We start from the raw sequence: 15,877 nt of genomic DNA, 5'->3' as shown, positions 1-15,877 counted from the left end.
CCCCCGGCCCGGCACGTACAGCCAAGCCACTGTTCGTTTTATCATCTTTTCGCGTTATGTTCCAAGATTCCTCCGCTCCAGCCTTTGGGCCCGGGGCCGATACCCCCGCTACGGGTGCCACCGACGCCTCGCGCCGCCAGTTCATCAACCACGCCGGCCGCGGCCTGCTGGCCACCGCCGTGGCGGGGGCCCTGCCCCTGGCCGCCGCTGAAGCCGCCGACCTAAGCGGCTTCGGCACCCAGGCCCAAACGCCCAGCGGCGACCTCGACATCAAGCTGCCGCCGCTGGAGGCCCCCACCGACCCCAAGCCCGGCCCCTTCCCCAACCCCGACGCGCCCGACCAGCGCGTGGGCTTTGCCATTGTGGGCCTGGGCCACCTCACGCTGGCCGAAATTCTGCCGGCTTTTGGGCATGCCAAGCACTGCAAGCCGGTGGCCTTGGTGAGCGGCGACGCCGACAAAATGGCCAAGGCTGCCAAGCAGTACGGCATCAAGGCCAGCAGCTGCTACTCGTACCAGACCTACGACCAGCTCAAGGACAACCCCGAAGTGCAGGTGATTTACATCGTGCTGCCCAACTCGCAGCACCACGAGTTCACGCTGCGCGGGGCCAAGGCCGGCAAGCACATTCTGTGCGAGAAGCCGATGGCTAACTCGGTGAAGGAGTGCGAGGAAATGATTGCCGCCTGCAACAAGGCCGGCAAGAAGCTGATGATTGCCTACCGCATTCAGTACGAGCCCCTGAACCGGGCCGCCATGAAGCTGGTGCGCGACAAGACCTATGGCAAAACCAAGCTCATCCAGATGATGAATTGCCAGAACCAGGCCCACGACCAGCAGTGGCGCCACAAAAAAGCCCTGGCTGGCGGCGGCTCTTTGCCCGACGTGGGCCTGTACTGCCTCAACACCACGCGCTTTTTGCTGGGCGAGGAGCCCAACGAGGTTTCGGCCCAGATTTACAGCACACCCGGCGACGACCGTTTTAAGGAAATCGAAGAGAACGTGAGCTTTACGCTGCGTTTCCCCAGCGGCGTTATTTCGCAGTGCATGACGGGCTACGGCTCGTTCAACGCCAAGAGCTACGCCGTGCACGCCGAAACCGGCACCATCAAAATGGACCCGGCCTTCCCCTACAAGGGCCTGAAGCAGGAGCTGGTGCACGCCCCCAACGGCAAGCAGGTGACGGAAATCCCGAGCAACCCCGCCAAGCAGCAGTTTGCCCTCGAAATGGACCACATGGCCGAGTGCGTGCGCAATAACAAAACGCCCTACACGCCCGGCGAAGAAGGCCTCCAGGACCAGCGAATCATGGAAGCCATCTACCAATCGGCGAAGGAAAACCGGCCCGTGAAGCTAACCGCCGGCGTGGGCAAAACTGATGCTTTCCGGGGCCCCGCCCCTACTGAGGAGCTGGCGTAGCTTTGCCCTGCTTTCCCTCACTCTGCGGCAACGGCGCGGGCCCCCCGGGGCCCCGCGCCGTTGCCTTTGCTACTACCCAGCTATGATTCCCTCCCTTCGCACCGTCCGGCAGCAGCACCGGGCTGTCAATGCCCCCATTGCCGACCTGCTGACTTACCGGGCCCTGCCCACCGATTCCGTCGATTACGTCGACCCCTTTCTGTTTCTCAACCACCACGGGCCCCAGGTGTACCGGCCTCACAACCAGGGCCTGCCCTTTGGGCCGCACCCGCACCGCGGGTTCGAAACAGTAACGTTTATCCTGAACGGCGACATCCTGCACAAGGACAGCAGCGGCCACGAGAGCGTGATTGCGGCTGGCGGCATCCAATGGATGACGGCCGGCGCCGGGCTGATTCACGCCGAAGTGTCGTCCGATGAGTTCAAGGCAACCGGGGGGCCCCTAGAGATTTTGCAGCTCTGGGTGAACCTGCCGGCCGCCCACAAGATGACCGAACCGCGCTACACCGGCCTGCAAGCCAGCGACATTCCGCTGGTGGCGGCGGCCGATGGCGTCGTCATCCACGCCGTGTCGGGCGAGTGGGCCGGCACCACGGGGCCCATCGCGTCGCTGGCCGATGTGCAGCTGGCCTGGCTCGAATTGGCGGCGGGGGCCCGGGTAGCGCTGCCCATTGCGGCGGCGCGCACCATTTTCTTCTACACCGTGGCCGGCCAGCTGCGCGCCAACGGCACCGACACCCAGGAACGCCAGCTGGTGGAATTCAACCACGACGGCGACAAGCTCACCGTTGAGGCCCTCACCGACAGCGTGTTGCTCCTCGGCCACGCCCTACCCCTTAAGGAGCCCAAAATAGCCTACGGCCCCTTTGTGATGAACACCGAAGCCGAAATCCAGGAAGCCTACCAAGACTACCAGCTCGGCAAATTCGGCACCTGGAACGGGTAGCAGCCGCTTGACAAACAGGATTTTACCAGAAACGACTACGGGGGAGCCGGCAATGCGCCGCTCCCGTAGTCGTTTCTATTAGCGGGCGTTTTGAGTCACCCACCGGCCCGCCAGCGTGGTTATTGCACAAACAAGTGCTGGCTAAACGCGCCAGTGGCCGTTTGTACGCGCACGGTGTAGGGCCCCGGGGCCACGCCGGGCAGCAGCAGCGCGCGCACCGTGCCGCCGGCCGCGGCGGGCAGCGCCGTGCGCAGCACGGCCCGGCCCAGGGCGTCAATTACCGATACGTCCACGGTTTGCTGGGCCAGGGCGGCGGGCAAGCTGAGCGACACGCGCCCGGCCGTGGCAGGGTTAGGGTAGGCAAAAATGCCGGCGCTGGCCGCGCCCGTGGCCTTGGCGGCCAGCACCGTGCCTTGCACGTAGGTGCGCAGCCAGGCCAGGGCCGGGCGCTCGGTGTTGTCGGCGTTCACGAGGTTGTCGCCCTGGGCAGTGCGCCAGTGGCCCACGCGGAAGCCCCATAGCGTGATGCCCTTTACGGCCGGGTACTCCCAAAACAGCGGAAACACGCGCTGGTACTCGGCCAGCTGGGCCGCGTCGGTGAGGCCGTCCGAGTCGTACTCTGTGATGTAGAGCGGCACGCCGGGGGCGGCCACGGTGTTCAGGTTGGCGGTCATGGTGGCCACCGAAGCGGACCCCGTGGAGAAGGCGTGGCCCTGGAGGCCCACCCCGTCGATGAGGTTGCGCGTTTTCAGCAAATTAATCATCGTCACGTACTTAGCTGCCGAATTGCCGTCGTTCACGATGCTGTACTCGTTGAGTACCAACTTGGCCGCGGGGAAATACTGGCGGGCCAGCTGAAAGGAAGTGATGATCCAGTCGTAGCCCGTGGTGCCGGTACCGCCCAGCGCGTTGATGTAGCCCCCCCCGGTTGGGTCAACGGTGCCGGCCATGCCGCCAAAGGTTACAAAGCCCGTCGGGGGCGTGTGGATGGGCTCGTTTACCACGTCGATGAAGTCAATTTTCTTGCCTGCAAAGTGGGTGGCCAGGGCCCCAAACCAGGCATTGATGGCCGCCAGCTGGTCGGCGGCCGGGAGGGCTACCAACCACGCGGGCTGCTGGGCCCCCCAGATCAGGGTGTGCAGCCGGAAGACGCCGCCGATTTTGGCTGCCCGGTTGTAAGCGCTATCCAGGTCGGCCCAGTTGTAGGTGCCGCGGGTACCTTCCACACTGCCCCACTTGCCACCGTTTTCGGGCGTCACTGCGTTCCAGTACTTATCGAAATACAGCGATTGGGCCGTGCTGTAGGCGCTGCCCAGGTACTTGGCCTTGCCCGTGGCCAGGGCCGGGCCGCTGGGCACGAAGGCCACCGGGGCCGTGGCCGCGCCCTGGGTGCCCGCGTCGAGGTTGGCTACCGTGAAAAACCGTCCCGTTTGCCCAAACACGAACTTATCAATGTCCAGCCCGTCTTCGCGGGCTCCGATCTGGAAGGTCTGGGTGAGGGCCCCGGCGGCCACCGTGAAGGCCGTGGCCGCGCTGCCGTTCACCGTAAACTTCGACATATTCACCCACTTCCATACCCCCGTGCCGCCACTGCCGCCGCCGTCCACGGGCAAAGTAGCGCCGGCCACGTAGCCCACGTTGAAGAGCCCGTTGGCCGTCACCCAATCGGCCACCGTGGTCGAGCTTTTCGTCCCAAACGTGTTGGCGTAGAAGTAGCTGTCGTCGTTGCCAGCCCCCGCCCCCGTCCGGATGCGGGCGTACAAATCGTAGCTGCCCGCCCCCGGAAACGTAATAGCGTAGGTGAGCACCCGGGCGTCGGTGGCCGGGGCCCCGCCGCCCACGCCGCCGTTGGTATTGTAGGCCGATGCGTCGGTCAGCGCGGTTACGTAGGTAATGGCCGGGGCGGTGCCCGCGGCGGCCACGGTGCGGCTGGCCCAGTCGCCAGCGGTAGTGCCGGTTACGGTGGATGGCACCGATGTGCCAGCTTCGGCCTCCACCACCACCGGGGCGTTCTGAGCCCAGGCAGTGCAATGGATACCAAACGCCGTTGCCAGCGCCAGTAAAATGCGTTGAGGTATTCTCATCAGAAAGGAAATTATGTGGAAAAAGCGGGTTGGAGTGCGGGCCACGAAGCCCCAGTTATAGGATTCCTAATGGGAAGCAAGGGACTTTTGTTACACGCCAACCAGGCATTTTATCTAAATAATCTCTTCATAATCAAGCAAAACCGTTTCCGATAGTTACCCTAAACGTTTGTGATAGCCAGGGCTTACTAAAGAAATATTTGGCGCCGCCGTTCCACTTATGCAATCGGTTGCACACTCTGGGCCATCCGCCAAAAAAGTAGGGGCCCCCAGCTTGCGCCGGGGGCCCCTACTTTTTTGGCGGTGCGGCGGCGTTGCCCGTTACCAGATTACGGCCCGGTCGGCCACGGCGCGGGTCATCTTGCTGCCCTCCTGGCAGCCAAACGCGGCCTGGAACTGCGGCATGTTCATGATGGGCCCGATGGTGCGGTACTGGTCGGGCGAGTGCGGGTCGGTGAGGATTTGCTGGCGCAGGGCCTCGGGCCGGATGTTGGAGCGCCGCAGCTGGGCCCAGCTCAGGAAAAAGCGCTGCTCGGGCGTGAAGCCGTCAAAGTTGGGCCGGGGCCCCGCGCCGTAGCGCTGCTGCAATTGCTTCTCCAGGGCCCCGTACACCACGGTGAGGCCGGCAAAATCGGCCAGGTTCTCGCCCATCGTCAGCTTGCCGTTTACGTGCACCGAATCGAGGGGCGAAAACTCGTCGTACTGGCGCCCCACAATGGCGGCTCGCTTCGTGAACTCGGCCGCGTCGGCCGGCGTCCACCAGTCACGCAGGTTGCCCTGGGCATCGTACTGGCGGCCCTGGTCGTCGAAGCCATGGGTCATTTCGTGGCCCATCACCCCGCCGATGGCGCCGTAGTTCACCGCGTCGTCGGCCTTAGGGTCGAAGAACGGCGGCTGCAAGTAGCCGGCCGGAAACACGATTTCGTTCAACGGCGGGTTGTAGTACGCGTTAATGGTGGAGGGCGTCATGCCCCACTCGTTGCGGTCGATGGGGCCCCCAAATTTGGCCAGTTCCTGGCGGCTGTCCCATGCGCGGGCGGCCAGCAGGTTCTGCACGTACGAGGCGCGGGTGACGGTGAGCTGGGAATAGTCCTTCCACACGTCAGGGTAGCCGATTTTTACGTGCAGGGCCCCCAGTTTTTTCAGGGCCTCGGCCTTGGTGGGCGCGCTCATCCAGGTGTTGGTTTGGATGTGCTCGGCCATGCTGGCCTTCACGTTATTCACCATTTCCAAGGCCTTTTGCTTCGCCGCGGGGCTAAAGGCTTGGTCTACGTACAGCTGCCCGAAGGCTTCGCCCAGGTTCTGGTCGGTGGCGGTTTGCACGCGCTTCCAGCGGGCGGGTTGCTGCTTGGCGCCGGTCAGCACCTGGCTGTAGGCGAAGGCCGCGTCGGCGTAGGCCGCGGGCAGCGCCGGGGCCACCGAGCGCACCAAGTGCCAGCGCATGTAGGCTTTGAGGTCGGCCAGCGGCTCGGTCTTTAGTACCGCGTTCAGCGCGTCAAAAAACGCCGGCTGGCCCACAATTACCTCCTGCGCTTTGCCCAGTTGCTGGGCCGCCAGCAGGCGCGCGGGGTCGAGGGCCGGGTAGCGCTTTTGGGCCGCGGCCAGCGCCATTTGGTTGTAATTGGCCTGCGGGTCGCGCAGCTCCACGCGGGTGCGCGAAGCCTTGGCCAAGCGGGTTTCAATGCGCTCCACGGCCGCGGCGTCGCGGGTAGCTTCGGCGGGCTTATCGCCCAGCAGGCCAAATACCTGCATCATGTACGCGCGGTACGCGGCCTTCACCTTGGCCGTGCGCGCATCGTCTTTGAAGTAGTAGTCGCGGTCGGGCAGGGTGAGGCCGCCCTGGTCCATTTGCACCACGTAGCGGGTCGTGTTTTTCTCGTCCACCTGCACCCCACCCCGGAAAAACACGCCCGTTTGCAGCTCGTGCTCGTGGGCGATGAGCGCGGGCAGCTGCGCCCGGTCGCGCAGGGCCCCAATGCGGGCCAGCTCGGGCCGCAGGGGCCCCAGGCCGGCCCGCTCGATGGCCGCCGTGTCCATGGCCGCGGCGTAGAAGTCGCCCACTTTCTGGGCGTTCGAGTCGGGGGCCGCGCTGCGGTTGGCGGCCGCGTCTTCCAAGATTTGTCGCAGCAGCTTCTGGGTGCGCTCGCCGAGCAGGTTGCGGGGGCCCCAGCGCGAGGCGTAGTCGGGCAGCGGATTATTCTTCAGCCAGTTGCCGCCCGAAAACTGGTAGAAGTTGTCGCACGCGTCCACCGTCCGGTCGAGGTCGGCCACGTCGAGGCCTACGCCTTTCGGGTCGGGCGCGGCAGGAGGCGTGGTGGGGCTAGCTGCTGGTGGGGCCACCGCCGTGGTGGCCGTGGTGCTGCCGGCGCAGCTGGCCAGGGCCAGGGCCGCGGCCGCCAGGTTTGCGCAAAGGGGTGCATTTATCATGCTGTGAAAGTAGAATCTTTGGCGGAAAAAGCTGTACTAACGCCAGTTAGTTAGGGACCCTAGGGGCAATCTTTTTTCTTCACTTGCTAGGATATTCCGTTATCTGCCCGCAACTTGCCGCCGCAAACACCCCACCACATGCCCCGCACCAGCTACTTTTTTGGCTTTTATTACTTCTGCGCTGCCGCGTAGAACGAGCCGCTTCGTAGCCCACCGCTAGCGCCGCTCGTTCATCGGGAGGCGCTTTTTTAATGTTTATTTCTCAATACTTCGATGCTCGCTGCCCCCGCTTTTTATTATTTCGGCTACCGCAATTTCTTCTTTTTTAAGAAGAACCGGGCCTGCCGTTGCGGGTGCTAATTGACCAGCACACCTCCCCAACCAAGCAAGGCCCCCGGACTTCCGGCGGCCTTTTTTATTGTCGTTTTTTTGCCTCCACTGCCATGCGCGTTGCCATCCAGGGTTTCCAGGGAAGTTTCCACCAAGTAGCCGCCCACCAATACTTTGGGTCGAACGCGGCGTTGAACTTCTGCGCCACCTTCGGTGAAGTAGTGGCCCAAGTAGCCGACGGCCGCGCCGACGCCGCCCTCATGGCGATGGAAAACTCGCTGGCAGGCAGCATCTTGCCTAATTATTTACTGTTAGAGCGCGCTGATCTCACCATCAGCGGCGAGGTGTACCTGCCCATTCACCAGCACCTGCTGGCGCTGCCCGGCACCACGCTGGCCGACGTACTCGCGGTGCACTCGCACCCCATGGCCCTGCGCCAGTGCGGCGATTTCCTGGCCCAGCACCCCCACTGGCAACTCGTTGAAACCGAAGACACCGGCCTCAGCGCCCAGCTACTGGCCGAGCGCCAAACCCCAGGCGTAGCGGTGGTGGCGGGGGCCCAAGCGGCGACGGCGTTCGGCCTGCAATTGCTGGCCCCCGCCATCCACGACGACCCCCACAATTACACCCGGTTCCTGGTATTGGAGCGGGCCCCGGAAGCTCAGCCCGTGGCCGCACCTGATAAAGCGTCGCTGTATTTCTACACGTCGCACGCGCCAGGCTGCCTGGCTCAGGTGCTCACGCTGGTCGCCGCCCACGGCCTCAACTTGAGCAAGTTGCAGTCGTGCCCGCGCCCCAGCCAGCCCTGGCACTACGGCTTCCACGCCGACGTAGAGTTCGACAACCCCGCCCAATTAGCCACGCTGCTGCAAGAGCTGCCCCGCGTGACGGAGGAGCTGCGCGTGCTGGGCGTGTACCAGCGCGGCAGCATGGAATTTGAGGAATTGGTGACGGAAACTAAAGGGCAAGTGGGTAATTGATAATTCTATTATCAATTACCGATTAATAATCAATTGAATTAAGATGAACGTCTCCGTAGCCAGCCGCCTTAGCCACACCGGCGAATATTATTTCTCGCGCAAACTGCGCGAATTGGCGGCCCTCAACGCGGCGGGCGCCAACATCATCAGCCTGGGCATCGGCAGCCCCGATTTGCCGCCCCACCCCAGCGTGACGGCGGCGCTGGCGGCCACGGCGGCGCTGCCCACCGCCCACGGCTACCAGAGCTACCAGGGCACGCCCGCCCTGCGCAGGGCCCTGGCCGAGTTCTACCAGCGCCACTACGGCGTGGCCCTCGACCCAGCCACCGAAATTCTCCCGCTGCTGGGCTCTAAAGAAGGGCTGATGCACATCGGAATGACGTTTCTGGAAGCTGGCGACGCGGTGCTCATCCCCAACCCCGGCTATCCGACCTACCGCGCCGTGGCCGAAATCTGCGGGGCCGAGGTGCGCGAATACGACCTGACCGCCGCCACCGGCTGGCTGCCCGACCTGGGGGCCCTGGCGGCCACCGACTTGTCGCGAGTAAAAATGATGCTGGTGAACTACCCGCACATGCCCACCGGCACACCCGCCGGCCGGCCGTTTCTCGCGGAGCTGGTGGAATTTGCCCGGGCCCACAACATCCTGCTGGTGCACGACAACCCCTACGGCTTCGTCCTGAACGAGACGCCGCCTACGAGCTTATTATCCATACCCGGCGCCAAGGATGTGGCCCTGGAGCTGAATTCGCTGAGCAAGTCGCACAACTTGGCCGGCTGGCGCGTGGGGGCCCTGGTGGGCCGCGCCGACTTGCTGGCCGACGTGCTCCGCTTCAAAAGCAACATGGATTCGGGCATGTTCCTGCCCGTGCAGCAGGCCGCCGTGGCCGCTTTGGCGCTGGGCGACGACTGGTTTCGGGAGCTAAATGCCACCTACCGCGCCCGCCGAACCTTGGTAATCGAGCTGCTGCAAGCGCTGGGCTGCGCGCCCGCGCCGGGCCAGGTGGGCTTATTCATTTGGGCCCCCGTACCGGCCCATTGTGCCGACGGCTACGCCCTGAGCGACGCCGTACTGGCCGACGCCCGGGTATTTTTGACGCCCGGCGGCATCTTCGGTAGCAACGGGCTCGGCTACATCCGCGCCAGCCTGTGCCAGCCAGAAGCCTTGCTGCGCGAGGCCCTGGCTCGGGTTGTGGCAATGCAAAAAAGCCAACGCAGCGAAGCCGCTTTTCCACTGGCTAATTAATTAAATACTCATACCAAATTAATTAAATAATTAGGCCGTCATGCTCATCTAGTGTCCGCTTGTCGAAGTATCTCTCCCGCTGGCTGACTAAATCATTATTACTGCCGCAGTAGAGATGCTTCGGCTACGCTCAGCATGACCGCCTGATTGCAACCGGATTACCCCCACCCCCGCCTACCTACACTCACCCCTTCCTCCACTAATCCACCCTGCTACCTTAAATCATGACCGTCACCATCATCGGCTTGGGACTCATCGGCGGCTCGCTGGCACTTAGCCTGCGGCAGCACGGGCTGGCGGCGCACCTCATCGGGGTGGAGCTGAGCGCGGAGCACGCCCGCCGGGCCTTGGAACTGGGCTTGGTGGACGAAGTAGAAACCGACTTGGCCGCCGCCGTGCGCCGCGCCGACCTTGTGGTGGTGGCCGTGCCCATGGACGCTATGCTGACCGTGCTGCCCCGCGTGCTCGACGCCACGGGGCCCCACCAAACGGTGATTGACGTGGGCTCGACCAAGGTGACACTGCTGGCGGCCGTGGCCGGGCACCCGCGCCGCGGCCGCTTCGTGGCCACGCACCCCATGGCCGGCACCGAGTATTCGGGCCCCGAAGCCGCCGTGCTGGGCCTGTACGAAGGCAAAACGGTAGTGCTTTGCGACACCGACCACAGCGACGCCGACGCCTTGCAGCTGGTCGAAAAGCTATTCAGGGCCCTGCCCATGCGCCTGCTTTACCTCGACGCGCAGGCCCACGACTTGCACACGGCCTACGTGTCGCACATCTCGCACATCACCTCGTTTGCCCTGGCCCTCACCGTGTTGGAGAAAGAAAAGGAGGAACAGCGCATCTTCGATTTGGCCGGCGGCGGCTTTGCTTCCACCGTGCGGCTGGCCAAAAGCTCGGCGGCCATGTGGGTGCCCATCTTCCGCCAAAACCGGCCCAACGTGCTCGATGTGCTCGACGAGCACCTGCACCAGCTCCAGCACCTGCGCGACTTGCTGGCGCGGGAAGACTACGAGGGGCTAACCGACCAGATTCATCAAGCCAACCACATCCGCAAGACCATTCCCTAAGATTCAGTAATAAAAAGTACAACCCGGCACAAACGGCGTCAGAATACGCGCATTGCGCCGCTCACTCAGCAAATTCAATAATTTCCCCAACCCCATGTTCGACAAACTCTTCAACCGCCAACCCAACGACAAGCCGTTCCTCATCTCGGGGCCCTGCTCGGCCGAAACCGAAGACCAGGTACTGGAAACTTGCCAGCGCCTGGCCGCCACCGGCAAAGTGCAGGCCCTGCGCGCCGGCATCTGGAAGCCCCGCACCAAGCCCGGCGGCTTCGAGGGCGTGGGCGCCAAAGGCCTGCCCTGGCTGAAAAAAGCCAGCGAGCTGACCGGCCTGCCCGTGGCCGTGGAAGTAGCCACCGCCAAGCACGTGGAAGACTGCCTGGCCTTCGGTGTGGACCTAGTGTGGGTGGGCGCGCGCACCACCGGCAACCCGTTCTCGGTGCAGGAAATTGCCAACGCCCTGCGCGGGGTGGACATTCCGGTATTGGTAAAAAACCCCATTCACCCCGAGCTGGAGCTGTGGGTGGGCGCTATTGAGCGCCTGCAAAAGGCCGGTTTGAAGCAAGTGGGCATGATTCACCGCGGTTTTTCGAGCTACGGCAACACCGATTTCCGCAACGCGCCGATGTGGCACCTGCCCATCGAAATGAAGCGCCGCATGCCCGAGCTGCCCATCCTCAACGACCCCAGCCACATCTGCGGCCGGCGCGACACGCTGTTTGCCGTGGCCCAGCAGGCCCTGGATTTGGACTTTGACGGGACGATGATTGAGAGCCACATCGACCCCGACAACGCCTGGAGCGACGCCAAGCAGCAAATCACGCCCGAGGTGCTCGGCCAGCTCATCACCGACCTGGTGTGGCGCCACGAGACTACCGACAAGGCGGAGTTTCTGACGGCGCTGGCCGGCCTGCGCGAGCAAATCAACAACCTCGACGCTGAGGTGATGCAGCTGCTGGGTCGCCGCATGGCCGTAGCTGAAAAAATCGGTCAGTACAAGAAGGACAACGACATCACCATCCTCCAGACCGCCCGCCTCAACGAAATCATGGAGCGCAGCAAGCGCCAGGGAGCCCAAGTAGGCCTCACCGAAGACTTCGTGGAACGCTACATGGAAGCCGTTCACCTGGAATCAGTTACTCACCAGGAAAAGGTAATGAACAGCTAATTAGCACGGTATTTACTAGGCGATAGTTGATTGGTAATTATCGCACTAAAAGGCCGTCGTGCTTATCTGGCGTCCACGAAGTGAAGCATCTCTACTGCGTAAGCAACTAATTACTGCTGCGGGAAAGATGCTTCACTTCGTGGACATCAGATAAGCACGACGGCCTTTTAGCGTGCGGGGCATCCTACTTTAATTAATTACCGAATTAATTAATTCGGTAATTAATTATTCTTGTCCGGCTAATAGATCCTCGAAGGTTTGGCGGCGGCGGATTTGGCGCAACTTCCCGTTTTCGAGCAGCACTTCGGCGGGGCGCACGCGGGAGTTGAAGCTGCTGCTCATTTCGAAGCCGTAGGCGCCGGCGTTGTGGAAGGCCAGCAGGTCGCCCTCGTGCACTTCGGGCAGGCGGCGGTCCCAGGCAAAGGTATCCGTTTCGCAGATGTTGCCCACCACGGTGTACACCCGCTCGGGGCCCTCGGGGTGGCTCAAGTTACTGATGGTGTGGTAGCTATCGTAGAACATGGGCCGGATGAGGTGGTTGAATCCCGAGTCGACGCCGGCGAATACCGTGGCGGGCGTTTGCTTCACCACGGCCACGCGCACCAGCAGGAAACCGGCTTCGCTGACGAGGTACTTGCCCGGCTCAAACCAGGCTTGCAGCGGCCGGCCGTATTCCTGCTCGAATTCGGCGAAGGCGGCCGTAACGCGGCGGCCCAGTTCCACCATGTCGGTGGCCACGTCGCCGGGCTTGTAGGGCACCTTGAAGCCCGAGCCCAAGTCTAAGAATTCCAAGTCGGGGAAGCGGCGGGCGGCCTCAAACAGCACGTCCAGGGCCTGGAGGAACACGTCCACGTCCTTTATTTCGGAACCCGTGTGCATGTGCAGGCCCTTCACGTTCAGGCCGGTGCCCTTTACCACGCGCTCCAGGTGGCGCATTTGGTGGATGCTGATGCCGAACTTGCTGTCGATGTGGCCGGTGGAAATCTTGTAGTTGCCGCCCGCCTCGATGTGCGGGTTCAGCCGGATGCACACCGGGTAGCTGCCGCCGAAGGTGGTGCCGAAGCGCTCCAGCATCGAAATGTTGTCGATGTTGAGGTGCACGCCCAGGTCCTTGGCGGCCACGATTTCCTCAAACGTGACGCTGTTGGGCGTGAAAAGAATGTTTTCGGGCGCAAAGCCGGCATGTAGGCCCAGCTTCACCTCGTTGAGGCTCACGCAGTCGAGGCCCGCGCCCAGGCCCCGGAGGTGGCGCAGAATGGCCTGGTTACTCAGGGCCTTGCAGGCGTAGAAGAACCGCGTGGGGTGGCCCGTGAAGGCCGTTTCCAACTGGTGAAACTGCCGGGCGATGGTTTCGGCCTGGTAAACGTAAAGCGGGGTGCCAAACTGCTCGGCAGCAGCCAACAGGCTTTCGGCGGGGATGGTAGCGGACATAGACCGTAAAAGTACGGCTACCCCACCCGCCAAACGGTTTAAAAATCTGTTTCTGGGGTCACAAAGCCGCTTCTTTTGCCGTAAACTTCCCCCATTCTTTCTTATTTCATGCCCAATTCCCTGCCCGAAGTGTGGCTCCGGGGGCCCCTGCCCGCCGTGCCACCGCTGCTCCAGCCCGTGGCCCACGCCCTGCTGCAAGCCCAGGCCGACGTGGCCGCGGCCCTCGCGCCTTTTCCCGCCGCGCAGCTGTGGGCGCGCCCGGCCGGCGTGGCCTCGGTGGGCTTCCACCTCCAGCACCTGGCCGGCGTGCTCGACCGCATGCTCACCTACGCCCGAAACCAGCCCCTCAGCCCCACCCAGCTCGCCTACCTCGCCGCCGAAGGCCACCCCGCGCCCGACGCTGGGGGCCCTGACAGCCAAGTAGCAACGCTGCAAAAAGCCTTCGGGGATAAAGTGCAGCAGGCCCTGGCCCAGCTGCACCTCACCCCCGAAAACACGCTGACCGAGTACCGCCCGGTGGGCCGCGCTGGGTTGCCGTCCACCGTGATTGGCCTGCTGGTGCACGCCGCCGAGCACACCCAACGCCACGTGGGCCAGCTGCTCGTCACGGCCCGCATCCTAGCCGGCTAGGGGCCCTATTCGGCCACCGGTTGGCCCTGGGCGTCGAAGTGCAGCTCTTTGGTCTGGCCGCCCTCAGTGAAACGCGCTACGTAGTAGCCGGCCTTTTTCTTGTCTTCGTACACTGATTGCACCTTGGCGTTGGGATACGTTTTCTTGATATAGGCCTGGGCAGCAGCCATAGCAGCGGTTTTTTCGGGCGAGGGGGAGGACAGCACCACGTTGTGCTGCTTATTGAAGGCCAGCACTTCCGGCGAATTCTCATGCCCTTTGGTGGTCACCAAAATCACGCCGCTGCCCGTGGCCTTGCCGGTCAGCGCCTCGGCTTGCTTACCCTTCAGCACGTTGATGTTACCAATGTCATTCGGGTTCATGGCGCTGAGAACGTCGGGGGCGGCTAACTGGCCATCCACGTAGTACACCACGTCGGTGGGCAGCGGCTTCGGGGCTTCGGAAGCCACCACCTTGGGCATTACGGTTTGGGCCTGGACACTGGTGGCGCCCAGGGCCAGCGCCACGGCCAGGGGCCCCAGCAGGGCACGGCGTAGGCTTAATAAACGGGTGGAAATGGGTTGGTTTTGCATGGGAGTGAAGGGGTTGGAAAATGTGGAAAGGAGGAAAGGGAAAACGAAATGGCCGCTGGGGGCCCCAATTATTCAGTTACTGGTTGGCCCAGCGCATCGAACACTGCGTACTGCGGCCGGCGGCCTTGCGTCACTTCCACCCGGTAGTTCAGCTGCCCGGTTTTGGCGTTTTTCAACTCCGTTACGCCCGTAATCCGGCTGTCGGGATAATTCTTGGTGATGTAAGCCAGCGCCGGAGCGGCCACGTAGCTTACGGGCACGGCGCGGCCGGCAGGCGGAACGGTTTGCGCAGCCGGAGCAACGGGGGCAATGGATGCATGGGCTGGCATTTGGCGCTGCACTTTGGCATTGAAAGCTGCTACCTCTGGCAAATGCTCACCAGCTTTAGTAGTGATAAGAATTACGCCATCCGCCCCATCGTTATTGCCCAGGAAGTCGTTAGCCTGCGCCCCCTTCAGCACGTCGATACTGGCAATATCCGCTGGCTTCACGGCATCATTGTACCCACCGCTAACCAGCTTGCCATCAACGTAGTAAAGTGGTTGCTTAGCCACCGTGGGCTTCGCTCGCAATCGCGCAGCGAGGCGCGCTTCAGGGGCCCCATCGCGCGTCAGCGTGGCCTCGCCCCGGCCGATGATTCCCATGCGGTTTGGGGCCACGCGCCGCACTTTCTCGTTGAAGGCCCCCACCGCGGGCGCCGCCTTTTTGGCTTCGGTAGTGATGCCGTAGGTGGCTTGGTCCGTACCCAGCAGCGGGCGGGCCTGCCCGGCGGGCACCACGCGCACGCTGGCCACAGCGGCGGGGTCTACCTTGGCCAAATTAGTGTAGCTGCTTGGCTGGCCGTCAACGTAGTATGCAGCTGGGCCGGCTAGCTTCATGACGGTGGTGCCAGCTTTGTTGGTGATGGCGAACGACTCATCGGCTGGCGTGGCCGGGTTGGCCACAGGCTGCGCGTGGGCGGCGGAGTAGGCCAGCGCAACGGCCACCACCAGGGGCCCCGCCAGGGCGTAGCGCAGCAGTTGCAAACGATTGGAAACGGGCTGGTTCATCATCAGAATGCGGTTTTTGAGGGTGGAAAGCGAGAAGGGTGAGACGAGGGCGGGGCTGCCCATTGCAGGCCCTAGCCGGAGTAGACTGTACTGGTAGGCGCGGCGGTCGAGGCCGGTGCGCAGGGTGGCCGCGTCGGCCAGGAATTCGAGGTTATCGAGCAGGGCGCGGCGTAGCAGCCACGCCGCCGGGTTCAGCCAGAATACGGCCGTGGCCACGTGCGCCAGCAGCACGTCGAGGGTGTGGGCCTGGCGCACGTGGGCCTGCTCGTGGGCCAGCACCGCGGCCAGCTCGGCGGGGGCCGGGTGCTGCGCGGGGTCGAGGTAGATAGTGCGGCCGAAGGAAAACGGGCCATTCCCGCCGGCCAGCTGCCGGTACGCCACGCCGCCGGGGCCCCGGCGGGCCGGGCCGCCCGGTGCAGCCGCGCCAGCGAGAGCAACTGCACCAGCAGGCGGCCCAGCAGCAGCGCCGCACCGGCCGCGTAGGCCGCCAGCAGCCACGCCGGCCAGTGGGGCCCCCGGGATGGGCAGC

The 15,877-nt window shown here is 63.6% G+C and carries 12 protein-coding genes; 7 read left to right on the top strand and 5 right to left on the bottom strand.

The annotated features are described in order from the left end of the window. Positions 1-56 precede the first annotated feature (56 nt). Both BEN49_RS11495 and BEN49_RS11490 read left to right on the top strand, forming a co-directional pair. Complete coding sequence (locus BEN49_RS11495; protein ID WP_083326006.1) at positions 57-1,418, top strand: Gfo/Idh/MocA family protein; 1,362 nt, start codon at positions 57-59, stop codon at positions 1,416-1,418. 82 nt (positions 1,419-1,500) lie between these two features. Then, positions 1,501-2,364 carry a pirin family protein gene (locus BEN49_RS11490; protein ID WP_070743504.1) on the top strand — a complete coding sequence of 288 codons (864 nt, stop codon included), beginning with the start codon at positions 1,501-1,503 and terminating at the stop codon, positions 2,362-2,364. Positions 2,365-2,483: 119 nt separating this feature from the next. On the opposite strand, the gene BEN49_RS11485 is transcribed toward BEN49_RS11490, so the two are convergent. Together BEN49_RS11485 and BEN49_RS11480 are read right to left on the bottom strand one after the other, a co-directional pair. Then, the gene (locus tag BEN49_RS11485) at positions 2,484-4,448 is read right to left on the bottom strand and encodes an endo-1,4-beta-xylanase (protein ID WP_083326005.1); all 1,965 of its coding nucleotides are present in this window, start codon (positions 4,446-4,448) and stop codon (positions 2,484-2,486) included. Between the two features lie 321 nt (positions 4,449-4,769). Next, the gene (locus BEN49_RS11480; protein WP_083326004.1) at positions 4,770-6,875 is read right to left on the bottom strand and encodes a M13 family metallopeptidase; all 2,106 of its coding nucleotides are present in this window, start codon (positions 6,873-6,875) and stop codon (positions 4,770-4,772) included. Positions 6,876-7,318: 443 nt separating this feature from the next. Between BEN49_RS11480 and BEN49_RS11475 the strand changes: the two genes are divergently transcribed. The 4 genes from BEN49_RS11475 to BEN49_RS11460 all read left to right on the top strand — a co-directional run bounded on the left by BEN49_RS11475 (position 7,319) and on the right by BEN49_RS11460 (position 11,666). Next, on the top strand, positions 7,319-8,185 hold the full coding sequence (locus BEN49_RS11475) for a prephenate dehydratase (RefSeq protein ID WP_070743498.1): 867 nt from the start codon (positions 7,319-7,321) through the stop codon (positions 8,183-8,185). A 43-nt stretch (positions 8,186-8,228) separates the two neighbouring features. Beyond that, positions 8,229-9,431: a pyridoxal phosphate-dependent aminotransferase gene (locus BEN49_RS11470; protein ID WP_070743495.1), complete on the top strand. Its 1,203-nt coding sequence runs from the start codon at positions 8,229-8,231 to the stop codon at positions 9,429-9,431. A 224-nt stretch (positions 9,432-9,655) separates the two neighbouring features. After that, positions 9,656-10,501, top strand: coding sequence for a prephenate dehydrogenase (locus tag BEN49_RS11465; RefSeq protein ID WP_070743493.1), 846 nt, complete (start codon positions 9,656-9,658; stop codon positions 10,499-10,501). A gap of 94 nt (positions 10,502-10,595) precedes the next feature. After that, complete coding sequence (locus BEN49_RS11460) at positions 10,596-11,666, top strand: chorismate mutase (RefSeq protein WP_070743491.1); 1,071 nt, start codon at positions 10,596-10,598, stop codon at positions 11,664-11,666. Between the two features lie 225 nt (positions 11,667-11,891). On the opposite strand, the gene lysA is transcribed toward BEN49_RS11460, so the two are convergent. Then, positions 11,892-13,097: a diaminopimelate decarboxylase gene (lysA, locus tag BEN49_RS11455; protein ID WP_070743489.1), complete on the bottom strand. Its 1,206-nt coding sequence runs from the start codon at positions 13,095-13,097 to the stop codon at positions 11,892-11,894. Positions 13,098-13,205: 108 nt separating this feature from the next. Here lysA and BEN49_RS11450 point away from each other — a divergent pair, with 108 nt between their 5' ends. Beyond that, positions 13,206-13,727, top strand: a complete 522-nt coding sequence (locus BEN49_RS11450) for a DinB family protein (RefSeq protein WP_070743486.1) — start codon at positions 13,206-13,208, stop codon at positions 13,725-13,727. A gap of 5 nt (positions 13,728-13,732) precedes the next feature. Here the strand turns inward: BEN49_RS11450 and BEN49_RS11445 are convergent, their stop codons facing one another. After that, positions 13,733-14,299: a hypothetical protein gene (locus BEN49_RS11445; RefSeq protein WP_070743483.1), complete on the bottom strand. Its 567-nt coding sequence runs from the start codon at positions 14,297-14,299 to the stop codon at positions 13,733-13,735. A gap of 68 nt (positions 14,300-14,367) precedes the next feature. Continuing rightward, the coding region (locus BEN49_RS11440) for a M56 family metallopeptidase (RefSeq protein ID WP_158022860.1) at positions 14,368-15,877 on the bottom strand (1,510 nt) is incomplete at its 5' end.

Source organism: Hymenobacter coccineus, from assembly GCF_001816125.1.
Taxonomy (GTDB): domain Bacteria; phylum Bacteroidota; class Bacteroidia; order Cytophagales; family Hymenobacteraceae; genus Hymenobacter; species Hymenobacter coccineus.
This window is presented reverse-complemented; position numbering and strand designations above follow the sequence as displayed.